General features: G+C 65.8%; 22 protein-coding genes. 8 read left to right on the top strand and 14 right to left on the bottom strand.

Annotated elements, in window-relative coordinates; genetic code table 11:
- Positions 1-10: 10 nt before the first annotated feature.
- The 7 genes from PATSB16_RS06480 to PATSB16_RS06450 form a co-directional block, all read right to left on the bottom strand.
- Positions 11-2383, bottom strand: a complete 2373-nt coding sequence (locus PATSB16_RS06480) for a plasma-membrane proton-efflux P-type ATPase (protein ID WP_083566706.1) — start codon at positions 2381-2383, stop codon at positions 11-13.
- A 153-nt stretch (positions 2384-2536) separates the two neighbouring features.
- Positions 2537-5614, bottom strand: a complete 3078-nt coding sequence (locus tag PATSB16_RS06475) for an efflux RND transporter permease subunit (protein ID WP_047213260.1) — start codon at positions 5612-5614, stop codon at positions 2537-2539.
- Positions 5611-6657, bottom strand: a complete 1047-nt coding sequence (locus tag PATSB16_RS06470; protein WP_052892595.1) for an efflux RND transporter periplasmic adaptor subunit — start codon at positions 6655-6657, stop codon at positions 5611-5613. The genes PATSB16_RS06475 and PATSB16_RS06470 overlap by 4 nt, the downstream gene beginning before the upstream one ends.
- Positions 6658-6660: 3 nt before the next feature.
- Entirely contained in the window at positions 6661-8022 is a 1362-nt protein-coding gene (locus PATSB16_RS06465) for a TolC family protein (protein WP_047213259.1), read from the bottom strand.
- Between the two features lie 400 nt (positions 8023-8422).
- Complete coding sequence (locus PATSB16_RS06460; protein ID WP_047213257.1) at positions 8423-9742, bottom strand: MFS transporter; 1320 nt, start codon at positions 9740-9742, stop codon at positions 8423-8425.
- Positions 9743-9821: 79 nt separating this feature from the next.
- Complete coding sequence (gene mhpA / locus PATSB16_RS06455; protein ID WP_047213255.1) at positions 9822-11345, bottom strand: bifunctional 3-(3-hydroxy-phenyl)propionate/3-hydroxycinnamic acid hydroxylase MhpA; 1524 nt, start codon at positions 11343-11345, stop codon at positions 9822-9824.
- 60 nt (positions 11346-11405) lie between these two features.
- Positions 11406-12257, bottom strand: coding sequence for a fumarylacetoacetate hydrolase family protein (locus PATSB16_RS06450; RefSeq protein ID WP_047213254.1), 852 nt, complete (start codon positions 12255-12257; stop codon positions 11406-11408).
- Between the two features lie 145 nt (positions 12258-12402).
- Between PATSB16_RS06450 and PATSB16_RS06445 the strand changes: the two genes are divergently transcribed.
- On the top strand, positions 12403-12966 hold the full coding sequence (locus PATSB16_RS06445) for a VOC family protein (RefSeq protein ID WP_047213253.1): 564 nt from the start codon (positions 12403-12405) through the stop codon (positions 12964-12966).
- 13 nt (positions 12967-12979) lie between these two features.
- On the opposite strand, the gene PATSB16_RS06440 is transcribed toward PATSB16_RS06445, so the two are convergent.
- The 4 genes from PATSB16_RS06440 to PATSB16_RS06425 all read right to left on the bottom strand — a co-directional run bounded on the left by PATSB16_RS06440 (position 12980) and on the right by PATSB16_RS06425 (position 15527).
- The gene (locus PATSB16_RS06440) at positions 12980-13735 is read right to left on the bottom strand and encodes an IclR family transcriptional regulator (RefSeq protein WP_047213252.1); all 756 of its coding nucleotides are present in this window, start codon (positions 13733-13735) and stop codon (positions 12980-12982) included.
- Between the two features lie 56 nt (positions 13736-13791).
- On the bottom strand, positions 13792-14217 hold the full coding sequence (locus PATSB16_RS06435; protein WP_047213251.1) for a DUF1801 domain-containing protein: 426 nt from the start codon (positions 14215-14217) through the stop codon (positions 13792-13794).
- Positions 14214-14981 (bottom strand): tetratricopeptide repeat protein, encoded by a 768-nt coding sequence (locus PATSB16_RS06430; RefSeq protein WP_047213249.1) that lies wholly within the window; start codon positions 14979-14981, stop codon positions 14214-14216. Before PATSB16_RS06430 ends, PATSB16_RS06435 begins: the two co-directional genes overlap by 4 nt.
- 123 nt (positions 14982-15104) lie before the next feature.
- Positions 15105-15527 (bottom strand): HU family DNA-binding protein, encoded by a 423-nt coding sequence (locus PATSB16_RS06425; protein WP_047213248.1) that lies wholly within the window; start codon positions 15525-15527, stop codon positions 15105-15107.
- Positions 15528-16056: 529 nt separating this feature from the next.
- On the opposite strand from PATSB16_RS06425, the gene PATSB16_RS06415 reads away from it, so the two are divergent.
- The 7 genes from PATSB16_RS06415 (at position 16057) to PATSB16_RS06385 (ending at position 21906) form a co-directional block, all read left to right on the top strand.
- Positions 16057-16560 (top strand): DUF1097 domain-containing protein, encoded by a 504-nt coding sequence (locus PATSB16_RS06415; protein ID WP_047213247.1) that lies wholly within the window; start codon positions 16057-16059, stop codon positions 16558-16560.
- 198 nt (positions 16561-16758) lie between these two features.
- Positions 16759-17820 carry a CobW family GTP-binding protein gene (locus PATSB16_RS06410; protein WP_083566705.1) on the top strand — a complete coding sequence of 354 codons (1062 nt, stop codon included), beginning with the start codon at positions 16759-16761 and terminating at the stop codon, positions 17818-17820.
- A 100-nt stretch (positions 17821-17920) separates the two neighbouring features.
- Entirely contained in the window at positions 17921-18664 is a 744-nt protein-coding gene (gene nthB, locus PATSB16_RS06405) for a nitrile hydratase subunit beta (RefSeq protein ID WP_047213245.1), read from the top strand.
- 16 nt (positions 18665-18680) lie between these two features.
- Positions 18681-19304, top strand: coding sequence for a nitrile hydratase subunit alpha (gene nthA, locus PATSB16_RS06400; protein ID WP_047213243.1), 624 nt, complete (start codon positions 18681-18683; stop codon positions 19302-19304).
- 9 nt (positions 19305-19313) lie between these two features.
- On the top strand, positions 19314-19643 hold the full coding sequence (locus PATSB16_RS06395; protein ID WP_047213241.1) for a nitrile hydratase accessory protein: 330 nt from the start codon (positions 19314-19316) through the stop codon (positions 19641-19643).
- Between the two features lie 64 nt (positions 19644-19707).
- Positions 19708-20757, top strand: a complete 1050-nt coding sequence (locus PATSB16_RS06390) for a HoxN/HupN/NixA family nickel/cobalt transporter (RefSeq protein WP_047213240.1) — start codon at positions 19708-19710, stop codon at positions 20755-20757.
- A gap of 66 nt (positions 20758-20823) precedes the next feature.
- Positions 20824-21906 carry a GlxA family transcriptional regulator gene (locus PATSB16_RS06385; protein WP_047213239.1) on the top strand — a complete coding sequence of 361 codons (1083 nt, stop codon included), beginning with the start codon at positions 20824-20826 and terminating at the stop codon, positions 21904-21906.
- A 19-nt stretch (positions 21907-21925) separates the two neighbouring features.
- Here PATSB16_RS06385 and ilvD read toward each other — a convergent pair whose 3' ends face one another.
- The 3 genes from ilvD to PATSB16_RS06370 all read right to left on the bottom strand — a co-directional run bounded on the left by ilvD (position 21926) and on the right by PATSB16_RS06370 (position 25485).
- Entirely contained in the window at positions 21926-23788 is a 1863-nt protein-coding gene (ilvD, locus tag PATSB16_RS06380) for a dihydroxy-acid dehydratase (protein ID WP_047213238.1), read from the bottom strand.
- A 379-nt stretch (positions 23789-24167) separates the two neighbouring features.
- Positions 24168-25022: a PA4780 family RIO1-like protein kinase gene (locus PATSB16_RS06375; RefSeq protein WP_047213237.1), complete on the bottom strand. Its 855-nt coding sequence runs from the start codon at positions 25020-25022 to the stop codon at positions 24168-24170.
- Positions 25023-25287: 265 nt separating this feature from the next.
- Positions 25288-25485, bottom strand: coding sequence for a ribbon-helix-helix protein, CopG family (locus PATSB16_RS06370; RefSeq protein WP_047213235.1), 198 nt, complete (start codon positions 25483-25485; stop codon positions 25288-25290).
- Between the last annotated feature and the right edge of the window lie 72 nt (positions 25486-25557).

Raw genomic sequence — 25557 nt, 5'->3', positions numbered from 1 at the left:
GGCACATGGCTCAACCCAACCCAAAGCGCCGGAATACGACGCGCTTGGCCTGATCGAGCACGAGGGCGAACGCGGCGACGATGGCGATCATGACGCTCACCAGGTGCCACGGCACCGGCGCCATCAGCGTGCCGGTCGCCGCCAGTATGCTCACGAGCACGACGTCGCCCGCGCTGGCCAGGGCCATCACCGGGCTCGGGGCAAACGACCAGAGGTACGCGTCGTTGCGCAGCACATAAACATTGGCCTGGGTGGTGAATACCAGCAACAGAAACACCATCGTCTGCATCTGCGCGGCGCTGAGGCCGAACTGCGCGCGAGACCAAAGATACAGCGACAGCGAAAAGGCCAGGGAAACCACGGCGAGCACAGCCGCTCCGCCCACGAGCTGCCCGACCCGCCAGCGTTGCGGCCGCGCCGCGGGCCGTACCCGATCGACCGCGATGGTCATCGTCACGAAATCGTTGGCGAACAAAAGCAGCACGATCAGTCCCGCGGAAATCACGAAACCGCCGGTCAGCCACAGCCCGAGCGTGAGAAATACGACGATTTCGAGTGTCTTGACGATTTTGTTGAGGATGTAGGTCAGCATGCGCCGATGCACCTCGCGGCCCATGGCGACCACCGTCAGCACCCCGCTCAGCCCCGGGTCCGTCAGCACCACGCCGGCAGCCGCCTTGGCCACGTCGGTGGCGCTGGCCACCGCGATGCCGAGCTCGGCCTGGCGCAGCGCCGGCGCGTCGTTGACGCCGTCGCCCGTCATCCCGGCGACGTGCCCGCCCTGCTGCAGCGCGCGCACGATCGCGTGCTTGTCCTCGGGCAATACGCGGGCGTAGATGTCGCAATTCTCGGGGTGCAGCAAATCGTCGCCGCGCGGGTTGCACACGCGCGTGCCGAGTCCCAACCGCAGGCCGATGGCGCGCGCCGTCTCCAAGGCATCCCCGGTTGCCATGCTCACGCGCACGCCGAGCGCACCGAGTTTCTTGATCAGTTGCGCCGCGTCCTCCCGCGGCGGATCGGCCAGACCGACCAGGCCGAGCAGGCGGACCGCGCCGGCCGGCCCCGCGGCGATCGCCAGCACGCGCGCACCCCCGGCGGCCAGGGCGGTTTCGGCCGCCTGCGCCGCCTCGCGCTGCGCGTCGTCGGCCCCGCACTGTTCGAATATCGCGCCGGCCGCGCCCTTGAGCGCATGCCACGGCACGCCGTCGACCAGGTACACGCCCTCGCTGAATCGCGTGGCCGGATCGAACGGTCGAAAATCGGTACGGGCGGGCGCTGTGCCGGCCGGCGCACCGACGCGGTAAGCGGTGAGAATTGCCAGGTCCAGCGGATCCTGGGAAGCGTCGTCACTGGCCAGCGCCGCTGCGCGCAACACTTCGGCCTCGCTGGCGTCGCCCAACGCCTTGACGCCAGCGACCGACAAAGTATTTTGCGTGAGCGTGCCGGTCTTGTCCGACAGCAACGTGTCCATCGCCGCGGCCTCCTCCACCGCGGGCAGCCGGGTGACCAGCACTCCCTGCCTGGCCAGGCGCGTGCTGGCCACCGCCGTCGCCAGCGTGTAGGTGGCCGGCAACGCGACCGGCACCGAGGCGACCAGCAGCATCAACGCGAACACCGCCGTGTCGGCCAGCGGCAAACCATGAGTCATGGCGTAGGCGATGACCAATACGACAAGCACCAGATCGAATGCAACCAGCCGCTTGACGATCGAGAAGATCGTGCGCTGCATGTGGCTCGGCGCGCTGGAGGTGCGCACCAGCTCGGCAGTGCGGCCAAAGTAGGTGTGCGAACCGGTGGCGGTGACTTCGCCGCTGGCCTCCCCCTGGCGCACGATCGAACCGGTATAGGCAGGCTTGCCCGGGCCCGCGTCGACCGCGAGCGACTCGCCGGTCAGGGCCGACTGATCGAGCGCGACTGTGCCGTCGAACAGCAGCAGATCGGCCGGCACCAGATCGCCCGCGCGCACATGCACCACGTCGCCCGGAACCAGTTGCGCCGCCGCGATGCGGCTCCATTGCGCATCGCGCAGCACGCGCGCATTGACCTGCAACTGATGGCGCAGCAGTGCCAGGGCATCCTGCGCGCGCCGCTCCTGAACAAATGCCACGGTAGCATTGAAAGCGAGCAGAAACAGGATGACCAGCGCCTCGCGATGGCGGCCAAGCATTGCCTGCAGCACGATCACCGCTTCGAGCATCCATGGCACCGGCCCCCAGAGTTTGCCCAGCAGTTGGCGCCACAACGATGTGCGGCGCTCCTCGATGGCGTTAGGGCCAAACGCCTGAAGCCGGCGTTGCGCCTCGGCCGAGGAAATCCCCGTAGTGCGGTCGGTGGGCGGCAAGGCGGTGCCGCCATCCGTTTGCGTTTTTGCGGCGCTTGTCATGAGCGGTCGAGACCTTGCTTCGGCAGAGCCGGCGTCGTTCCTGGCATTTTGAATTGACGCCGCATGGAACGAGCCGGGCTGGGAGTCGGCTCATTCTACAAGCGCGCCGAATCGACCGCCAATACTTCCCCCGCCCGCTCGCGGCCCCGTTCACTACGCACCCGCTGGCTCACCGCGCCGGGTCGTCAACTCGATCAGCACGGGCATGACCACCAGCACCAGCGGCAACTGCACCAGGGCGCCGGCGATGATGGCGATGGCCAGGGGCTGGAGCATCTGGTCGCCCGAGCCGCTGATGGCCGCGCCCAGCGGCACCAGCGCCAGGATCATCGCCAGGGTGCTCATCACGATCGGGCGCAGCCGGTTGAGCGCGGCCTCGCGCAGCGCCTGGCGCGGCCCCAGGCCCTCGCTCTCGCGCAGCAGCTGATACTCCGAGACCAGGAAGATCGCCATCTCGGTGGCAATGCCGATGATCATCACCATGCCCATCATCGCCGTGATGTTGAGCTCCACCCCGGTGACCCACAGCCCCACGAACACCGCCCCGGTCGACACCAGCGAGGTGCCCATGATGATTAGCGGGATCAGCAGGCGCCGGTACAGGAACAGCAACAGGATGATCTCGGCGACCACCGCCGCGGCGAACACCTTCAACATGCCGCGCACCGCCATCTGCTGCTGCTTGTAGGCGCCCCCGAAGGTGTAGCTGACCCCGGGCGGGATCAGCCCGGGCTTGGCCAGCGTGTGCTTGACCGCGGCAATGGTCGAGCCCAGGTCGTGCCCGCCGCCGATCTGCGCGGTCACCGCCACGATCTGCTGCAGGTTGTCGCGCGTGAGCTGCGGCTGCCCGGCCACGAAGCGCGTGCTGGCCACCGTGCCCAGCGTGAACAGCTGCCCGTTGGGCGCGCGCAGCGGCAGCGCGCCCAGCGCGTCCCGGTAGATCGGCGTGTGCGGCGCGGCGAGCCACAGCCGCACCCCCACGTCCTCGACCGTGCCCAGATAGCGGGTGACCAGCGCGCCGTGCAGGTAGTGATAGACCTGCGCCTTGACCTGCGCCGGGGTCATGCCCTTGAGCGCGGCCGCGGCCGGGTCGACCCGGATCTCCAGCGCGTCGCCCGCCGGCACCACGCCGTCGTCGACCGAGGCCGGCTCGATCCCCGGCACCTTGCCGATCGCATCGGCCACCCGCTGGGCCACCGCCCCCAGCACGCCCGGATCCTTCGCGCTCAGCTGGATCACCACCGGCTGGCGACGCCCCACCATGTCGCCGATCATGTCGCTCATCAGCTGGTGCGTATCGAAGTCGATGCCCGGCACCTGCTGCGTGACCTTGGCCGAGATGTCGTCCATCACGTGCCAGATGTCGGGCCGCTTGGCCGCATCGGTCAGATGCACGAAGAAGTCGCCCTGGTAGGTCTCGCTCAGGTCGCCCCCGAGCCCCGCGCCGGTGCGCCGCGAGTAGGTGTCGACGTACGGGTTGTGCTTGAGGATCGCCTCGACCTGGGCGAGCTCCCGGTTGGTCTCGCCCAGCGAGGTGCCCGGCGCGGTCTGATAGTCCAGCACGAAGCCGCCCTCGTCCATGCGCGGCAGGAAGCCGGTGCCCACGTGGTGGTAGGCCAGGTAGCCGAAGCCGATGAGCACCAGCAGCCCCGGCAGGATCAGCAGGGGCACGCGAAACAGCTTGTCGAGCAGGCGCGCGTGGGTGCGCCGCAGCCAGGTGTCCTTGCCGTGCCCGGGGTCCTTCCACTTGCTGAAGTCGACCAGGCCGCGCGCGAGCAAGGGCGCGGTGAAGGCCGTCAACAGGAACGAGATGATCAGCGACGAGGCCATCGTCAGCGAGAGGAACTTGAAGAACGCCCCGGTGATGCCCGAGAGAAACGCCAGCGGGATGAAGATGATGGTGGTGGCCAGGGTCGAGCCCAGCAGCGGCGAGAGGAATTCGCGCGCCGCGTGCAGCACCCCCGCATGCGGGTCGGTCTGATCGGGGTGGCCCACGCGCCGCGCGATATGCTCGATCATCACGATCACGTCGTCGATGAGCAGGCCGATGGCCGCGGCAATCCCGCCCAGCGTCATGATGTTCAGGGTCATGCCCAGCAGGTACAGGATCAGCACGCTGCACAGCACCGACATGGGCACCACGATCATCGCCACGGCCGTCACCCGCCAATTGCGCAGGAACCAGAACAGCACCCCCGCGGCAAACACCAGCCCGATGGCGATGGCCTCCTCGAGCGCGGCGATCGAGGAGCGCACCAGCTGCGTCTGGTCGTACCACTTATACAGGTGAATCGAGCCCGGCTGCGTCTTCATGAACGCGTCCAGGCGCTGCTGCACCTGGCGGGCCAGGTCCAGCGAATCGGCCCGGTCCTGCTGGTACACGTCGAAGGTCACCGCCGGGTGGCCGTTGTCGTCGACCAGCAGCCACTGCGGGGCCGAGCCCATCTTGACCTGGGCGATCTGGTCCAGCCGCACGATGCCGCCGCCGGCGGTGGGCACCGTCACGCGGCGCACCGACTCGATCGAGGTGAAGGCGTTGTTGGCCACCGCCAGATACAGCAGGTCGTTGTCCTCCAGGCGCCCGACCGCGGCCACCGTGTTGGTGGCCGACAGCGCGTGGGCCACGTCGTCGATCGTCAGCCCGTAGCTTTGCAGGGTCTGCGGCGCCACTGACACCTGCACCTCCGGGGTCTGGCCGCCGAGCACCCCCACGCGCCGGATGCCCGCGATGCCGGTGAGCATCGGCAGGATCTGGTGACGCGCGAGCTGGCGCAACGCCGCGGGCGAGACCTGGTCCGAGAGCAGCGCGTACGAGACGAACGGCATGATCACGTTCGGGCTCATCTGGATCGCATCGTACCCGGTGCCCGCCGGCAGGTCCGGCAGCTTCTGCGCGAAGGCCGCATCCACGCTCAGCAGCGCCCGGTTCATGTCCGAGCCCCACGGGAAGTCCACGAAGATCTCGGCCGAGCCGCGCGAGGTCGTCGAGGACACGTCCACCGCCCCGGGCACCGCCCGCGCGGCCGCCTCCAGCGGCTGCGTGACATCGACCAGCATCTGCCGCGCCGGCATGCTGCCCGCGTCGACCTCGATGCGAATGCGCGGGAAGCTGGTCAGCGGGAACAGGCCCACCGGCAAGCTGATGGCCGCGTAGATGCCGGCGATCGTGAGCACGAACGCCACGCTCAGCACCGGCAGGCGATAACGGTGAAGCCAGCCGGCGAGCGTCATTTGGCCGCTCCCTGGGCTGCGACCCGCAGGTGCATGCCGTCATCGAGCTGGTAGTTGCCCGAGAGCACCAGCGGCTGGCCCGCGTCCAGGCCCGCCCCGGCGATCACGTCCTGGTCGCCGTGCGTGCCCAGCACCCGCACCGGCACCTTGCGCGCGGCGCCGCCCTTGGCCTGCACCACGTACGGCGCGCCCTGATCGTCGGCCAGCAGCGCCGCATGCGGCACCACATAGCCCTGCGTCCGGCCCACCGTGATGGTGGCCTCGGCCGCCTGGCCGGGCAGCAACCGATTGGCCGGCACGCCGATCTGCACCGGCACCAGCCCGCTGGCCGGATCGATCATCGCGCCGCGCTGCTCGACGCGGCCCGCGATGGGCTGCGCCTGGCCCGGCACGGCGATGCTGGCCGACTCGCCAGACTGGATCAGCGCGGCCTGCGCGGGGGTGACCCCCACCTTGAGCACCAGGGCCTCGGGCCTGGCCAGCGCCAGCAGCGGGGTGCCCGCCGAGACCAGCGCCCCGGGCGCGGCCGACAGGCGCAGCACGATCGCGCGAAACGGCGCGCGCAGCACCGTCGGCCCGTTCGCGCCCTGCGCATCGAGCGCGGCCAGCGTCGCGCGCGCGTCGCCAGCGGCCTTCTGCGCATCGGCCAGTTGCTGCGCGGTGGCCAGGTGCTGCGCGAACATCTGCTGCGTGCGCGTGGCCAACTGCTGGGCCACCCGCTGCGCCGAGCGGGCCTGCGCGTAGGCCGCGGCCGTCTCGGGGCTGGGCACCAGCCGCAGCAGCGGCGCGCCCGCGGCCACGGCCTCGCCCGCGCGCACGTACACCGCGCCCACCGTTTGCGAGGCCGGCGCCATCACCGTGCGCTGGCCCGCGGCCCCGGGCTGCACCACCCCGTAGGCCGAGACCGTGCGCGCCAGGCTGCCCTGATGCAAGGCGGTGAGCGTGACCAGCACGCTCGGTGCCGCGTCCTTGGCCGGCGCGCCCAAGGCGGCGCCCGTGCCCACGGCGAGCAGCGCTGCGCCGAGAATCCATCGATAGTTCATGGCTTACCTCTTGGAATCGAGCGGAGCGATGCGGGCGGGCGGCAGGCCCAGCCCCAGCTCCAGGGTCAGTGCGATGCGCGCCTCGCCCAGGCCGCGCTGCAGATCGAACAGCGCCAGGCGCTGCTGCAAGGCAGTGCTCTCATAATCGTCCAGCGTGCGTTGGTCCAGATTGTGCTGGGCATAGGCCCCGCGGGCCGCCTCGGCCTGCGCGCCGGCCGTGGCCGCGGCGGCCCGCGCCGGCCCCAGGCGCGCGGCCAGATACTGGCTGCGCGCGCGCAGCGCCAGGATGCTGGCCTGCGTGTCATCGAGCCGGCTTTGATACTGCGCGTGCAGCACGCGCCGGCTCGCGCGCGCCTGGGCGATCTGGCCCTGGTTGCGGTTGAAGATCGGCAGGTCGAAGGTCACGGTGGGCCCGCCCGAGCGCACGTCCGAGGTGTCCGAGCTCCACGAGCCGCCCAGCACGAACGCCGGGAACTGGCCGAGGATGGCCGCGCGCACGTCCTGGTCGGCCGAGCGGTAGCCCAGGCGCAGCGCGATCAGGTCGGGGCGGCGCTGCGCCACGCTCGCGGCCAGCGCGTCCAGCTGCGCGGGCAGCACCGGCGGATGCGGCCGGGCGATATCGAAGCGCACCGCCGGGCGCAGCCCCAGCAGCGCGTCGAGCGCGCGCCAGTTGTCCATCTGCGTCAAATGCAGCGCCTGCAGCGCCTGCGCCTGCGAGGCCAGCGAGGCCTGCACGGGGCCCAGCGCGGCCAGGCTCAGGCTGCCCTGGTCCACCGCCTGCTGCAGGCGCCGGCTCAATTGCGTGAGCGCGGCCAGCCGGGCCTGGCTGGCCGCGATCGCCTGCCCGCCCCAGTACAGGTCCAGCGCCAGCAGGCGCGCCTTCTGCGCGACCTGCCACTCCTGCCACAGCAGCTGCGCGTTGACCTGGGCCGCGTGCGCGCGCGCCGAGGCCACGCGGTTGTGATAAGTCACCAGCGAGGCAATGTCCTGGCTCAGCGAGGCGCTGAGCGCGCCGGTGGTGCCGGGCCCGCCCAGCAGCGCCGCGTAGCCCAGGCCCACCGACGGGTTGGGCAGCAGCGCGCTTTGGATCACCCCGGCGCGCGCCAGCTCGGACTGGCCGTGCTCGGCACGCAGGGCCGGATCGTTGAGGATCGCCAGTACGCCGATCTGGTCCACGCTCAGCGCCCGGCTCACGTCGATGCTCACGCCCGGCCGCCCCGCGCCTGCCGGCACCGTGTGCAGCACCTGCGTGATGCTGGCCCCAAGATCCGCCCGCGTGGCCAGCGGCAGCGGGTGGTAGGTCGCGCAGCCGCCAATCGCCAGTACGCTTATCAGTAACCCGATGCCGGGTAGTAATCTCGTCATATTCCGCCGCCTTGCCCGACATGTCGTCCATGCCGGATCAGAGTTGTTGATTTAATCGGCTACCGAAGTGTTCGGGGTCACGACCAATCGACATCGAATCGGGCATGTCGATAAGGCGGCAAATGCAAACACAACGATGTGACGCAGCGTAACGGACGAAACTTAGCTTTAACTTAGTGGCGGGGTGAAGACGTCGGCCGGCGGGGCCCAGCAGGAATCCGCCTGAAATGACGGCCGTCGTTGTCGGCTCGGCGTTACGGGCCGATCAGGGACGAGCCTGAGACGGGTCGAACACTGGTACCCGGGATGAGCGACAAGCGTGTGGGCGGCACCAGGCGGGTGCCTTGCCGGCACAATGCACCGGCAAGGCTGTCTTCCGCCCGGCCCCGGACGGCGGCGATCAATGCGCTTGCGATGGCGCGCCCGTGGGCACCGGTGCCTTGGCCGTGAGGGCTCCGGCGATGAGCGTGACGGCGGAGGCCATGATCACGTAAAGCGCCGGCGAAGCGAGCGAACCCGTCTCGCGAATCAGCATGGTGGCGAGCAGCGGCGCAAAGCCGCTGAAGGCCACGACCGCGACGTTGTAGGAAAGCGCAATGCCACTGTAGCGGATTTGCACCGGGAAATAATCCGCCAGCACCGAAGCCCATGTGCCGCTGGCCAGCGAAAACACCAGCGCCGCCAGGACGAACAGCACCACGAGGTCGACGCTGTGCGCGCTCAAGGCAAGATAGAACGGATAGCTGAGCACCACCAGCAGCGCCGCCGAGGCGAGCAGCAGATAGCGGCGCGGCACCTTGTCTCCCAGCCAGCCGGCAAACAGCAGGCCGAAAGAACTCACGACCAGATAGGCGTTTTGCGCGATCGCCGCGATACGCGGCGAATAGTGCAATTGCTCCACCAGAAAAGCCGGCATGTGTCCGTAAAGGATGCCGTTGACGCCGGCCATCACGGCAATCGACATGACGCCGATCACGACCTGGCGGCCATGATGGCGCAGCGTCTCGCGAAACGGCTGCTTGACCACGGCGCCGCGCATGCGCTCGAACTCCGGCGACTCGTCGAGATGGCGGCGCATGGCATAGGACACGACCCCGCAAAGCCCGCCGAACAGGAAGGCGATGCGCCAGCCGAACGCCGCGGCATCCGCGCTCGAAAGGAACAGCTGGATGCCGAGATTGACCAATGTCGCGAGCAGCACGCCGAGGTTGACCGCGCAGATGATGACGCCCGCGGCCAGTCCCGCCCTGCGCGGCACAGCCTCCACCGCGTAGGTGATCGCCCCCGGCATTTCCCCGCCCACACAGAAGCCCTGCACCATGCGCAGCGCGATCAGCAGCAGCGAGGCTGCGATGCCCCAGTGCTGGTAGTTCGGCAGCAGGCCGAGGCAGACCGTCGCCGCGGTAACGACGATGATGGAGCTCAGAAAGACCGGGCGCCGCCCATAACGGTCGCCCCAACTGCTCAGCACGATGCCGCCGAGCGGCCGGATCACATAGCCGATCGCCAGCACGGAGAACGAAAACAGCAGGCTCACCAGCGACGACGCGTTGGGAAAGAACTGTTCGGCAATCGCATGCGCAAAAAAGCCATACACGATGAAATCGTAAAACTCGAGCGAGCCGCCGAGACTCGCGATCAGGATCATCCGCCACTGCGTTCTGGAAATCCCGGGGGCCGGCGCATGGCCGGACGCGGTTGCGTCGTCGATCGTCTTCATTGTTTCCTCCATCCGGATAGGGTTGTTTGGCTTCTTGGATAGAAGCCTTATTGAATTGCGGTTGATACAGGCTTGCGGGTCACGCGCTTACCGCCTCCTGAGGCGGAAACGCCTGGCACAAAAGGTCGGTGAGTTCAGTGCCGGCGTCACGGGCGATGCCGTAGACGTATCGGTCGGGCCTCACGAGTACGGCCGCGGCACCCAGCTGGGCGAGCCACTCGCGCACCGCCGGTGCGCTGTCCGCGATCACTGCCACGTCGAGCTGGGCCGACCACGCCTTCAGGTCGGGGCGCTCGGCCAGCGCCTGCGGCGTGAGCACGATGGCGTGCCGGTAGCCGACTGCGTCGTCGAGCAGACGGCCGTCGGACAGACGCGGTTGGCGGGCGACACGGCCGCCCTGCGGCTGCGCGTGGCCAAGATGCGCGCCGTCGCCCAGCCTGGGTTCGGGCGTGACGAAATTGCGCATCGCCCGGATCGAATCGTCATCCGACGCATCCTTGCCAACGGCGCGGGACTGAATCACGCCGCCGAGCGCGACGGCCGTCTCGATGAATTCGCGCACGTGGGGCGAGCGCTCCGACTCGTAGGTGTCGAGCAGATCTGACGCGGCCTCGCCGCGCACTACCGCACCGAGCTTCCAGGCCAGGTTGCTGGCGTCGCGAATGCCCGCGGCCATACCCTGTCCCATGAAGGGCGGTGTCTGATGCGCCGCGTCGCCGGCGAGCAGCAGCCGGCCAGCGCGCCAGCCCTTGGCAACCACCGAGTGGAAGGTGTAGACCGCCGAGCGCTCGATCGTCGCGTCCTCGGGCGTGATCCAGCGCGACAGGTTGGCCCATAGCCACTCGGGCGACTGGAGTCGGGCCGTGTCGTCGGTCGGCATCACCATCAGCTCCCAGCGTCGCCGATTGCCCGGGCCCCGTGTGTAGGTGGCGGGACGACGCGGATCGCAATACTGAATCGAAAAATCGCCCAGGTCAGGGCGCGGCGCATCGAGCAGCACGTCGACGACGACCCAGCGCTCGTGCGAGCGCAGATCGTCGAGCTCGGTACCCATGAAACGCCTGACGATCGAACGCGCGCCGTCGCATCCGACCACATAACGCGCCGTCGCGCGGCCAAGCTTTGCGCAGCGGGTATCCTCGAAGCGAATCGCAACGCCGGCGGCCATCGGCTCGATCGAAAAAGCCTCATGGCGCAGGCCAATCGTGACGTTCGGCTGCTGCGCGAGTCGCGCACGCAGCATCCGCTCGAGGTCCGGTTGATGGAATTTGTAGCTGGCGCACCAGCCAAGCGGCCCGATCTGGGTCGGGCGCTGCCAATCGATCAGCAGCCGCCCGTCGGCGTCGATGAACTTCATGCCGGGGCCGACGAACAGATTGGGCAACAATGCTTCGGACAAGCCCAGCGTCTGGAAAACACGCATGCACTCGGCATCGAAATGCACGGCGCGCGGCAAGGCGAAAATGTCCGCATCCTTTTCCAGCACGAGCACCTTCATGCCTTTCAGGGCCAGCAGGTTGGCCAGCGTGGCGCCGGTCGGGCCCAAGCCTACCACCGCCACGTCGTACTCGCATGAGCCGGTGAAATCTGTGGGATGTGCCATCTTGATATACCTCATTGAAACGGGGCCAGACACTGCATATCGCACCCCGAATGATTCGATTCAGACTTCGTCGGCAATCGGATTGGAAAGAATGCCCACGCGATCGATTTCGACCTCGACGACATCCCCCGCCTTCATGAAAAGCGGCGGATTGCGTTTGGCCCCGACCCCGCCTGGCGTGCCGGTAACAATCACGTCGCCGGGGAACAGCGGCGTAAAGGTCGAGAGATAGGCGATCTGCCGGGCGATGCCGTGAATCAGCATCTCGGTCGTCGCGCGCTGAACCTCCAGCCCGTTCAGGCGCGTGACGAGCGTCATCACGGCGTTGGGTTCGATCTCGTCGCTGGTGACCATCCACGGACCGAAAGCGCCGGTGCGATAAAAGTTCTTGCCGGGCCCCCATTGGCCGGTGTGGCGTTGCCAGTCCCGCACCGAGCCGTCGTTGTAGCAGCTGTAGCCGGCGACGTGGCCCCAGGCATCGGCCTCGGCGATGCGCCGCCCGCCCCGCCCGATGATCACGGCGATCTCGCCTTCGTAGTCGAACTGGACCGACTCGGGCGGGCGCAGCATCGGGCTGCCGGCACCCACCTGCGAAGCCGGCACACGCATGAAGATCACCGGGTTCTCGGTGGTCTCGCGGTTCGTTTCCTTGACGTGCTCGGCGTAGTTCAGGCCCACGCAGAAAATCTGTTGCGGGTTGGGAATCACCGGCTCGAGCGTCACCGTATCCAGCGCGAAATCCCCGTCGCCCGTGCCACACGCTTGCCGGGCCTGCGCAAGCGCATCGGCCGCGATCAACGATTTCAGGTCGGCAAAACGGCCGTCGAGCCGCTTCGAAAGATCGAAGACGGCCTGATCCCGGACGACGCCGAAGGACTGGCCGGCAGGCGTGGAAAAGCTGATGAGTCTCATGATGCTCCATTGACAAAAGGCTGATTAATCACGTCGAATATTCGCAATTTTTGTCGTGCGTTTATCGTATTTTGATAATACACTAATAAAAATTCGATTTACAACGATTTTCAATTCAGGGTTTATCATTATCCAAGGAGACGACATGACACCGTCGAGCAAACGTCCCGGCCTTTCGCTCAGTCACATGGGCTTCTATGTCAATGACATGGCCCGGCAGGAAGACTTTTATGCGCGCGTGCTGGAGTTCACCGTGACCGATCGCGGCAGGCTCGCGACCGCTCAAGGCGAAGTGCAGCTGGTGTTTTTGAGCCGGGACCCGCTCGTGCATCATCAGATCGTGCTGGCAAGCGGGCGGCCTGCCACGCTACCTTTCAATCCGATCAATCAGATTTCGCTCGAGGCGGACAGTCTGGCGACATTGCGGCGCTTTCATCGACGCTTCGTCGACGAAGGCATGGGAGAGATTCGCCCGGTCACGCACGGCAACGCGGTCTCGGTCTACGCGCGGGACCCGGAAGGCAATCGCCTGGAGATTTTTATCGACACCCCCTGGTACGTCGACCAGCCGATGAGAGTGCCCGTCGATTTCGCATTGCCCGACGACGCGTTGATGGTCGAAGTCGAGCGGCACGCAAGCGGCCTTCCGGGGTTTCGCCCGCGCGCGCAGTGGGAAGCGGAAATGGCCAGGCGCATGGGGATCGAGTGACGCGGGCGGGATGCTACGCTTCGATCAGCGCCCGTGCCCGTGCGGAAGTGCGCGCCGCCGCGTCCTTGAGTGCCTCCACCAGGCGGTCGAGGTTGAGGATCTCGAGACGACGGCTGGGGACCACCAGCGCCATTGACCCCACTGCCTCTCCGGAGTCGTCGGTGAACAGCGGCGAGGCAATGGCCGAGACGCCCTCTTCCAGTTCGCCGTTGGACAGATAGAAGCCCGCACGGCGGATTTTCAGCAGGTTCGCACGGAATGCCTCGAGCGAGGCGCCCAGGCCGCTGGCGGCTATTTCCTCGGCATGCTGCTCGAACAGCGCCGCGAGCTTGGCTTTGGGAAAGGTCGAGAGAATCGCCTTGGGCGCGGCACCCAGAAACAGCGGGCGCGGCCGCCCGCGGCCGTAGCGCAAATCGAGTGTCGTGTCGTGCGTCTCGCGGTAGGTATCGACCAGCTCATTGCCGTACCAGCGCGACATCACCACGTCGAAGCCCGAGTGCTCGGCCAGCTCCTTCATGATGGGTTGCCCCGCCCTGAGCAGCGGATCGGACACGCGCAAATGGTAGTCGAGCCTGATGATGCGCGGGCCCAGGCCGTACTCGCCGCCGGCAAACCTCACCAGAATCCCCGACTCGACCAGTTCGCGCAGGTAGCGATAGGCGCTCGGAATCGAGCAGTCCAATTCGGCCGCCACTTGCTCGGCCGACAAAAATGGGCGTGCCTCTGAAAACAACTCGAGTATGGACAACAGTTTGGCAATGCTCGACATCGATGGCCGGTCTCGAATGGGGTCACTGATTATACCGACCCGCGGCGGCGCGCCCTTTACTCTTGCGTGTCGCCGACGGCCTTGGCTCGCGCTCTCGACGAAGCCCGCGTTTTCATCCTGGCCTTGCTTCGATTGAAATCGACCGCGGCTGCAACGAGCGCCTTGAGCGCCCGAGTGTTCACCTTGTCGCCTTCGAAAAAATCGATCGCGCGCCATACTTTTCCACCCAGACCCGCGTTGAAAAGGTGATCCGGGTCCGGCAGGCTCGCGCCATGGGAAAAAGTCAGCTTGACCTTTTCTTTGTGGGCATTGCCGACCGCGATGATGCCCTCGCAATACCATGTGGGGCTGCCCATCCACTTCCACTGCTCGACGATTGCCGGGTCGGCCTGCCGAATGCACCGGCGCACCGCGGCGAGTGTATCGCCTCGCCAGTCGGCGAGCTCGTCGATCAATCGATCGATGTTTTCAGCCGGATTCATTGGGGCGAACGGGTCGAGGCCAGCGCGGCCTGGGCGCGCTGCAGCCACTGCAGGTTGTGCTCCCTGGCATGGCGCGGCCAGTGTTTGGCATCGTGAACGATTTCGGCGTACAGCGCTTGCGCGCGCCGACGATCCGCCTCGTCGGGCTGACGGGCCAGCCAGTCGGCAAACAGGCAGCGGGGTGCGGCATCGCTGGCACAGGCGAGCGCCTGCTCGAAGGCATCGCGCGCCTCGGCCGCATCGAGCGCAGCCAACGTGCGGGCGTAGAGTAACGCCGGTTCGGGTTGGCGGCGCGCTTGCGGGTTGGCCGCAAACAGGTCGGACAGGGTTGCGCGGGCCGCCGCGACGTCGTTCGCGGCAAACTGCGCCTGGGCCAGGCCCAACAGCAACGTGGGATCGGTGGCGAAAGGGCCTTTGGCCGCGGCCTGATAATGCTCGAGCGCCTCATCGGCGTTGCCGGCGGCCAGCAGCGCGGCGGCCAGACGCATGCGGTGCTCGACCGTCGGCGCACGATCGAAGTCAGTGCGCGCCTCGCGCACCGCGCGATTGGGGTCGACGAACTGGCTGATGGCCCGCGTCGCCACACGGGCGCCGCGTGACTGCCGCAGGCTCGGCAGATAGATCGCGAAGAAATAGACCAGGCTGCCCAGCCCCGGGAAGAAAAACAGGATGAACAGCCATGCCATGTTCTGGCGGCTGCGCACCGCATGCACGGCAAAGTAAATCGCGATGATGACGTGAAGACCGATTCCCAGATATGGCATGTCTATTCGCATTGATGACGCCGGCAGGACGGCGGGGACGCGTATCCGCGCACGCCCGATCGGCTAAAACACCGGCCCCGCGCGCCGAATGCGGCTCGCGGGGCCATGCTACGACAAAAACGCTTACAGCGCGGCGTCCTTGAGTTTCTTCAGGGCGCGCGCCTTGATGCGCACCGTTGCCGGCTTGGCATCGAACCAGCGATCTTCACCGGTGAACGGATCCTTGCCGAAACGCTTTTTCTTGGCCGCCACCTTTTGCGCGGTGACCTTCAACAGGCCGGGCAGCGTGAATTCGCCAAGGCCCTTTTTGTTGATGGAGGCCAGCATGGTGGCTTCGAGCGCAGCCAGCAACGCCTTGGCGGCCTTGGGTTCGACAGCCGCCTGTTGCGCCAGATGCGTCACCAGAGCGGCCTTGGTGAAACTCGTTTTGATCGGCTTGGGCGCCGCCACGGTCTTGGCGGGGGCCGGCTTGGCGACCGCCGTCTTGCGCGGCGCGGCTTTTTTGGCGGCGGGTTTCTTCACTGCAGCTTTCTTGGCAATGGCCATTCGAATACCTTTGGTTTAAGAGAAAACAAAATCTCACCGCGACCGATGAGAAGCCCAGATTCTACGCGAGCCGTCTCGGGCTCGGTAGGAGTTGTCCGGGACGCCCCCTTTCGGGGATGCTCCGGCAAGGTCGTCGCCGCCGTTCGCGCGGTGAAGTCCGGCAGGTCAATTGCGTTCGCGCCAACCGTCGCTTTCCGTGTCGAAAGCCCGGGCGCATGCACCATCGCATCTCACGCCGGGGGCTCCAGATCGATGCGCAGCGCACGAATCGGGGGATACACGCACCACGCTGGAACGGGTGCAGCGAATTTTTTCCAGCCGCCAGACGTCGGGAATCGGCATGCACACGAAGCCGCGCTCGTCCGTCATACGTCGTTCATTCCATTGCGGACATCACCGCATTAGATTCCGGCCAATCGTTCGAACGCCACGGACAGTGTCGGAGCTTCGGCACGGAAGTCGCTTGAATGGCTACATGCAATCGCGTTCCCACATCCCTCAACGCATCGATGCTCAATAGGAGAGAGTCATGAAACAGTCAGAGGCATATACGCTCAGCATTGGCGTGTTGGCAGTCGTCGACACCTGGTTGACCGGCACGGTCTTCCCCGTCCCGGTCTGGGTCACGTTTATCGCGTGGGCATCTTTCTTCGTGCTCGGCGGCGGCACGGCGGGATTCGTCAAGAGCGTCGCATCGAATCTCACCGGACTCGCGATCAGTTCGCTCACGCTGCTTGCGATCGCGACGACCAGCAACACCGCCATCGCAATCGCCATATGTGTCGGCATCGGCAGCGCAGCGATGGTGCAGGCATCGAAGATCAAACTGCTCGACGTGCTCCCGGCGATCGTCTGGGGTTTTGCCTCGACTGTCGGCACCACCGTGGCCACCGGCAAGGCGATTACCACGGCAGGACTGTCCAACCCGGCACTGGTCGCGGCGGCCGCGCTCATCACCGGCGCGGCCTTCGGATTCGTGTCGGAGGTCATCGGCAACGCCCTGACGCTCAAGCGCGAAGCACGCCTTAACTAACCTCATGAGCGACGGGCGCCGGCAAACATCGCACACGGGTCTCAATTTGGCCGTATCCGGCTATTTGGACATCTTCAGCCACCCGCGCATGCAGATTGCGCCAACGTCGATATGCGAATGGACAACGGCGATTCTGCCGCATAAATGCCGCTATTCTCTTGATATATCAGGGCGGACAGGTTCCCACGGAGTCATAAAATGCGTATCCGGAAAATCCCGACCACTGTCGTGACCGGCTTTCTCGGCGCCGGCAAGACGACGCTCGTCAACCACATACTCGAGCACACGCGCCCGGCACCTATCGGCGTGGTGGTCAACGAGTTCGGCGAAGTCGGCATCGATGGGCAGTTGATCGTTGCCGACGAGCAGGCGGTCATCGAAATCAACAACGGCTGCGTGTGCTGTACGGTCCGCAGCGACCTCGTCGCCAGCGTGCTGCAACTGCTGGCGCGCCACGGCGACAGGCTCGAGCGGCTGATCGTCGAAACCTCCGGACTCGCGGACCCCGCGCCGGTCCTGCAGACGTTCCTTGCCGACCCCGATGTGCGCGAACGCGTCGAACTGGAATCGGTGATTGCGGTCGTCGACGCACGCCATGCGCACAGTCAACTGAGCGACGACATTGCCCGTGAGCAGATCGTATTCGCCGACCGCGTTGTGATCAACAAGACGGAACTCGTCTCACCATCCGAGCTCGCCATGCTCGAGTCGAGCGTGCGCGCGCTGAATCCAACGGCCACGCTCGACTTCACAACGCGCTCGGCGATCGCGATCGACACACTGCTCGGGCCACGCACCTTCTCGATCGACAACCTGCTCGCCGTAGAGCCCGCCCTGCTCACGCAAACCGATCATGAGCATGTACACGACACGAGCATCGCATCCTGCGCTTTTCATATCCCCGGCGAAATCGACGGCGTTCGCTTCAACCGCTGGGCGACTCAACTCGTGCAGTCGCATGGCACCGCGCTGCTGCGCATGAAGGGAGTGTTGCGCGTGAGCGGCGAAGCGCGGCGGCTGCATTTTCACAGCGTGCACATGCTGATGGAAGGCAGCTTCGGCAAAGCGTGGGGGGCGGATGAAGCGCACGCGAGCCGCTTCGTCGTGATTGGCCGAGCGCTCGACGAGCAGGCCCTGCGTACGGGCCTGCTCGGCTGCGTCGCCGAAACGACAGGCTCCCCCGAAGCTCCCGCAGCCATGGCGACGGCCCGCCGGCCACCGTCGACGGCGCGGCCCGCCATGACAAGCAGTTCGGGGTAACGGCCCGCGACCGGCGGCACCGCGCAGCCCCTCCTATCCAGCAGCAGTCACCAATGCGCTTCACCGCGCAGGACCCTCGTCATTCTTCAGGAGCGACATCGTGAAACTACAGCATCATCTTGGAGGCATCGAAAACCTCGGCCCCGTCAGTCTCGAGACGCGCGTCTTTGTCGAGCCTTGGGAGCAACGCATCTTCGGCATTCACACCGCGATGATGGCCGAGAGCGCGCATCTCGCCGACGCGTTACCTGCCTATGCGGTGAAGGACCTGCCGACCGCATTCAAAAGCAACTGGTCCTGGGCCTCGTTGCGCACCGGCGCGGAAGACATGCAACCGTTCGAATACTTCAAGTATCGCTATTACGAGAAGTGGCTGGGCGGCATCTCGCAATTCTTCATCGACGCCGGCTATCTCACCGCGCAGGAGCTCGAGGAGAAGAGCGCGTTTTATCGCGCGCACCCCGACGCCGCGCTACCGGATCGCCCGAGCGCACCCATCGCCGCGCAGATCGGCGCGTATTTGCAGCAGGGCGACTCCGGTTATCACCCGCCCGAGCGCGCACCGCGCTTCGCCGCCGGTGACATGGTCCGCGTGGCCGACCCGGCGGCCGTGGATCACACGCGCCTTCCTGGATACCTGCGCTGCAAGACCGGCACCGTCGATGCCATCTATCCAGGCCATTTTTCATATTTCGTCTCGACAGGTGTCGACGGCATCGGCCGGCCGATGCCGGTCTACCGGATAGCCTTCAAGGCGGCCGACGTCTGGGGCTCCGACAAGAGCGAACCCAACACGACCATCTACGCGGACCTGTACGAAGCCTACGTGCAGGCCGCTCACTGACCAGGAGCTTAACGACATGAGCGACATCTTTGGTTTTCCGCAAGACCGCGAGGCCACCAGCGCGGCGAAAGTGCGCGCACTCGAAGCGCTGCTGATCGAGAAAGGCGTGATCGGCAGCGATTCGGTCGACACCGTGCTGCGCCATTTCGAGACCGTCGCAGGGCCGTTCAACGGCGCCAGGATCGTCGCCCGCGCGTGGGTCGACCCGGCCTACCAGCAGCGGCTGATTGCGAACACCCCGAGCGCGATCGCCGAACTGGATTTGCCGGCCGGCATGGCCGGCGCCGAGGGGGAGCACATGGCAGCAGTCGCCAACGACGCGCACGTTCACAACCTGATCATCTGCACGCTGTGCTCGTGTTACCCGTGGCCTGTGCTCGGACTGCCGCCATATTGGTACAAGGACCCGGTATTTCGCGCACGCGGCGTGCGCGAACCTCGCGCCGTGTTGCGCGAGTTCGGGGTCGACGTGCCGGAAACCAAGGAGGTGAAAGTGTGGGACAGCAGCGCGCAGATTCGCTGGTTCGTGATCCCCGAACGCCCGGCCAACACCGATGGCATGAGCGAGGCCGAACTCGCCTCGCTGGTCACACCGGAATCGATGATGGGCGTCGCGCTCGTGGCACCGCCGCAGGCCTAGGAGGGCGCCATGTTCACCCGATTCGAGGAATACGCCGCGGCGGCGATGCTCGGCGAGCCGGACTCGCCGCCGCGCCTGGACGGCAAGCTGTTCTTTTCCAACCGCTGGGAGCGCGACGTGTTCGGGCTGGCATTGTCGCTCTCGAAGGCAGGCTGTTTCGAGTGGGAAGCCTTTCGGCAATGCCTGATCGCGTCGATTGCCAGGTGGGAGGCGCTGGACTGCGCGAACCAGCCGCGCTGGGATTATTACGAGCGCTTCCTCGAAGCCCTGCTGAGCGTGACGGAGTCGAGTGGCACGCTCAGCAGGGCCGAACTTGAACGCGTGCTGGCCGAACGGTGAAGCGCATGCGCCACCGCAGGCCGGCGCGCGACGGAAAATCGCATCGGCAATAAAGGAATTGGTCATGACTACCCCTGCTGGAACCGCACACCCCGCCGCTTCGATGCGCGCCAGGATCGTCACGATGTACGTGGCCCTCGGACTCATCAATCTGTTCGCATGGGGGTGGGCCTACGCCGTGCTGCGGACCTCGCCGGAACTGCTCGGCACGGTATTCCTCGCTTACAGTTTCGGCCTGCGCCACGCGATGGACGCGGATCATATCGCTGCGATCGATAACGTCACGCGCAAGCTGATGAACGACGGCAAACGCCCCATTTGCGTCGGCTTTTTCTTTGCGCTCGGGCATGCGCTGATGGTGGTCCTGGGCGCGGTCTTCGTCGCGCTGGCTGCGCAGGCCGTGGCCGATCATTTCGCCGCATTCAAAGACGCGGGCACAATCATCGGTACCGTGGCCTCAGCCTCGTTCCTGCTTGCGATCGGCGCTGTCAACATCGTACTGCTGGCCGATCTGCTCAAGGCCTTGCGCCGGATGCGCGGCAAACCAACCCAGTCGATCGGCGACACACGCCTGCTGCAATTCGACGGCAATCTGCTCGCTCGCGTTTTCCGGCCGCTATTCAGTCTCGTACGCTCGAGTTGGCTCATGTTCCCACTCGGGATTCTGTTCGGGCTCGGCTTCGAGACCGCCACCGAGGTGGGGTTGCTCGGCACCTCGGCATCGCAGGCGTCGGCCGGCTTTTCGATATGGACGATCCTACTGCTTCCCTGCCTGTTCGCCGCAGGCATGCTGAGCATCGACACGACCGACGGGATCCTGATGCTCGGAGCGTACGGCTGGGCCTTTGTCAAGCCGCTGCGCAAGCTATACTACAACGTGACGATCACGTTGATTTCAACGGTCGTCGCGCTGCTGATCGGCGGCATGGAAGCGCTTGGCATTGTCAGTCAGACGCTCAGTCTGTCAGGGCCGTTCTGGCGTTTCGTCGATGCCATCAACAGCAACTTCGGCCTGCTTGGCTACGCGATCGTCGGCATCTTTGTCGGCGGTTGGATCGTCTCCGCGTTGCTCTATAAGTTCAATGGCTACGAGCGGGACGCCACTGCAGTCTGATCGGCGCGGGGCGGCGCGCAACGCACGCCCCGGCCTTCAACCGTTTCCACTCCGCGAGTGACCTCGATGAAGCGCATCAAGATCGGTATGGTGGTGTTTCCAGGCTTCCAGCTGCTCGACATCGCGGGCCCGCGCGATGCATTCGCCGAAGTCCGGATCCTGAGCCGCGGCGAGTGCGAATACGAAATGCTCACCGTGGGCACGACACGCGGCGCGGTGCAATCCTCCAGCGGCTTGACCGTGGTGCCGGATCGCACGATCTTCGACGTCTGCCCCGAGTTCGACACCATCATCGTGCCGGGCGGCCTGGGCATCTTCGACGCGTTCGACGATCCTGCACTGAGCAAGTGGCTGTACGAGCATTACCGGCGGGCGCGACGCGTCTGCGCAATCTGCAACGGCCTGTTCGCGCTGGGCGCGGCCGGCCTGCTGGACAACCGCGTGGTGACGACGCACTGGATGGACGTACCGAGACTCTCGGCGACCTTTCCAAAGACGCGCATCGAGCCCGATCACATCTACGTCAACGACGGCAGCATCTACACAACGGCCGGCGTGACCGCCGGCATCGACCTTTCGCTGGCGCTGATCGAGGAAGATTTCGGCAAAGCGATGGCGCTGGACGTCGCCAAATACCTGATCGTCTACCTGCGCCGCGCGGGCGGTCAATCGCAATTCAGTCCCCTGCTCGAATCGCAGGCGGCCCCGGGATCGCAGACCATCGCGCTACAGCAGTACATTCTCGACAACCTGAATATCGATCACACGGTGGCATCGTTGGCCGAACGCGTCCATATGAGTGCGCGCAATCTCTCACGAACCTTCATCAAGGAATGTGGAGTGACGCCAATCACCTTTCTGAGCAACGCGCGCATCGATGCCGCGCGACGCCATCTGGAGAGCACCGACCTGTCGCTGCGGGAGATCGCCAAACGCTGCGGATTCGACAGCACCGACGCGCTGCGCCGGGTCTTCGCCCGCAGGCTGCAAATCAATCCCACCGAATATCGCGATCGCTTTCGCACCGAGAGCGCGGCGCACGTCGCACGCGCGCCGGGCAAGCCCAAAGCAACGACTCGACAGACATCGAAGCAGTCCGGCGCTCGCGAGGCGTCTCGCGACGCCCCGGTCGCGCCGGATCTGCTTTGAGCGCCAAAGCCGCCGCGCCTTACTTGCGCTTGAGTTGCGAGATATCCCGCACGGCGCCGCGATCGGCGGAGGTCGCCAGCGCGGCATAGGCCTGCAACGCCTGCGATACCACGCGCTCGCGAGCGGCCGGCTGCCAGGCCTGGGCGCCGCGCGCCTCCATGGCCGCGCGCCGGCTCGCCAGCACCTGGTCGGATACCGCCAGGTGCATCTTGCGTTGCGGGATGTCGATCTCGATCACGTCGCCCTCTTCCACCAGGCCGATCGTGCCGCCCTCGGCCGCTTCGGGCGACGCATGGCCGATCACCAGGCCGGACGAGCCGCCCGAGAAACGGCCGTCGGTAAACAGCGCGCAGGTCTTGCCCAGGCCCTTCGATTTCAGATACGACGTGGGGTAAAGCATTTCCTGCATGCCGGGGCCGCCCTTGGGGCCTTCGTAGCGAATCACCACCACGTCGCCCGCGACGACCTTGTCACCCAGAATGGCTTCGACGGCATCGTCCTGGCTCTCGAAAACGCGCGCGCGTCCGGAGAACACCCACTGCGATTCATCGACACCCGCGGTCTTGACGATGCAGCCCTTTTCCGCCAGGTTGCCGTACAGCACCGCGAGGCCGCCGTCCTTCGAATAAGCGCTCTGCTTGCTGCGGATGCAGCCGGTATTGCGATCGGTATCGAGCGCGTCGAAGACGGCTTCCTGGCTGAACGCAACGGTGGTTGGAATTCCGCCGGGCGCCGCGCGATAGAATTTTTGCGCCTCCTCGCCCGCCTCGCCGGCGACGTCCCATTTCGCAATCGCCTCGCCCAGCGTGCCGCTGTGCACGCTGCCGCACGACAGGTCGAGCAGTTCGGCGCGCGCCAGCTCGCCGAGAATGCCCATAATGCCGCCGGCGCGATGCACGTCCTCGATGTGATATTTGTCGGTCGAGGGCGCCACCTTGCACAGGCACGGCACTCTGCGCGAAATGCGGTCGATGTCCGACATGGTGAAGTCGACGCCGGCTTCCTGCGCGGCGGCCAGCAAGTGCAGCACGGTGTTGGTCGAGCCCCCCATGGCCACGTCGAGCGACATGGCGTTCTCGAACGCCGCCTTGGTGGCGATGCTGCGCGGCAGTACCGACGCGTCTTCTTCCTGGTAGTAGCGACGGCACAGGTCGACGACCAGGCGGCCGGCCTGCTCGAACAGGCCGCGTCGCCAGGCGTGCGTGGCGACGATGGTGCCGTTGCCGGGCAACGCCAGGCCGATCGCCTCGGTCAGGCAGTTCATCGAGTTCGCGGTGAACATGCCGGAGCACGAACCGCAGGTCGGGCACGCGCTGCGCTCGACTTCGGCGATCTCGGCGTCGCTGACCTTGGGGTCGGCCGCCTTGATCATCGCATCGATCAGGTCGATCTTGGCGATCACCTGGCCGTCGGCCGGCGATTTGACCTTGCCCGCCTCCATCGGTCCGCCCGAGACGAACACCACCGGAATGTTCAGGCGCATGGCGGCCATCAGCATGCCCGGGGTGATCTTGTCGCAATTGGAGATGCACACCATTGCGTCGGCGCAATGCGCATTGACCATGTACTCCACCGAGTCGGCGATCAGCTCGCGCGAGGGCAGCGAGTACAGCATGCCGCCATGGCCCATCGCGATACCGTCGTCGACCGCAATCGTGTTGAATTCCTTGGCCACGCCGCCGGCGGCCTCGATCTGCTTGGCCACCAGCGCGCCCAGATCGCGCAAATGCACGTGCCCCGGCACGAATTGGGTGAAGGAATTCACCACGGCAATGATCGGCTTGCCGAAATCGCCGTCTTTCATGCCAGTGGCGCGCCACAGGGCGCGGGCGCCGGCCATGTTGCGGCCGTGCGTCGAAGTTCTCGATCGGTATTCAGGCATTTGTATCCTCGAGTGTGGGTGTGGTTGTCATTGAAATTGGTGTTGCGCGCTGGCCGATCGGCGCACCGTGCCCCCTGCCGGACGCAAACTGGCCGTCGCGAGCACGCCGTGCGGCGCAAGTGTACGCATAGTGCGAGAGCGGCGACAAGACGTCCAATATATTTTTCCGACACGATAAAGTCGAAAAACGTATTAATCGGCGTTGTGCCCAGGAAAGAACGGGCAATTGGTATGACGAGGGATTTTCAGCGCAATACGGCACCGAATGTTCGCGGCGTTCGCGACGTTCGCGGCCTCGCGTGTCGATCCGCAAGATCATGGCGACGGCGGCGATGGCAGCCGGCATGCCGGTCGCCGTCGCGAATGCCCAGAGGATTGTTCAGCCCGCGTTCAACTCCTGCAGCCGCCGCACTCGCGCCTCCTCTTCGAGGCGGATGTCCTCGATTTCCTGCAGCACGCCATCGAGGTCGACAGGGCGGGTGTCGAGTTCGATGCGGCCGGTCAATTCGACGTCGATATCGAGCCGGCCCGCTTCGAAAAGCTTCCATATCTCGGTGCCGTAATCCGTATCGAGCAGGTGCGGCGCGAAGCGCCCGAAGTAGGCAGCCAGATTGTCGACGTCGCGCTTGAGCATCGCCGCGGCTTCGTTATTACCCGCCGCATCGACGGCCTGAGGCAGGTCGATGATCACCGGCCCATCGGCGGCAAGCAGGATGTTGTATTCGGACAGGTCGCCATGAATCACGCCGGCGCAAAGCATGCGCACGACCTGCTTGAGCAATTGCATGTGCAACTGGAGCGCGCGCGCCTCGCCGAGCGCCACGTCGTTCAGGCGTGGCGCGACATGGCCCGATTCGTCGACCACCAGTTCCATGAGCAGCACGCCGTCGGTGCAGATATACGGCTCAGGCACACGTACGCCCGCTGCGGCCAGCCTGAACAGCGCGTCGACTTCGGCGTTCTGCCACACTTCCTCCTGCATCTGGCGGCCGTAGCGCGTGCCTTTTTCCATCGCCCGCGCCTGCCGGCTGTTCCTGACCTTGCGGCCGTCGCGATACGACGCGGCTTGCCGGAAACTGCGATGCTTGGCGTCTTTGTAGACCTTCGCGCAGCGCAGCGAGTCGCCGCTGCGCACCACGTAGACGGTGGCTTCCTTGCCGCTCATCAACTGGCTGATGACCTGGTCGATGAGCCCTTCGCTGAGCAGGGGGACGAGTCGCGCGGGTATTTTCATGCGAGCGCCAGCTGTCGGCGCTCGAACATGCACGCATAACGGGAGAAGTTGGCCGGGCAGGTCGCGGCGCGCACGCTCGTCGCACCGATGAATTGCACGCACGCTGCCACTCGTGGGCTTGGCGTCCTGGAGAGGGAAAAGGTCATGCGCGATTATACGGGGTAATGCTGGTTACCGCGCGAATGGGAGCCCAATTACGCAATGGCAGGGACGCGAGCAGCGCAAACCGCAGTTACCGCCCGCGCGCGCCGGTACCCTCGTTGCCTTATACGGCTTTGCGCCGTGCACGCGTGGCAATCGGACTCTTGGTTTTGTAGCTCACGCCATGCTGCTCCAGGTACTCGCGAATCAGCTGGCGCACCACCTGCGAGGGCGTAAGGTCGAGCGCCGCGCAGAGCTTCTCGAACGCTTCCTTCTTGACCGGATCGATCAAAATCGTCAGTCGGGCACTTTTGGTTTCCATGATGAGCGGCGGGTTCCGATATGTTAATCGAATTGTAATACACGGCAAACGCTGCGTCTTCATTGACACACC

The organism is Pandoraea thiooxydans (genome assembly GCF_001931675.1).
Lineage (GTDB): Bacteria > Pseudomonadota > Gammaproteobacteria > Burkholderiales > Burkholderiaceae > Pandoraea > Pandoraea thiooxydans.
The sequence above is the reverse complement of the archived record's forward strand: the minus strand, read 5'-3'. Positions and strand labels throughout refer to the sequence as shown.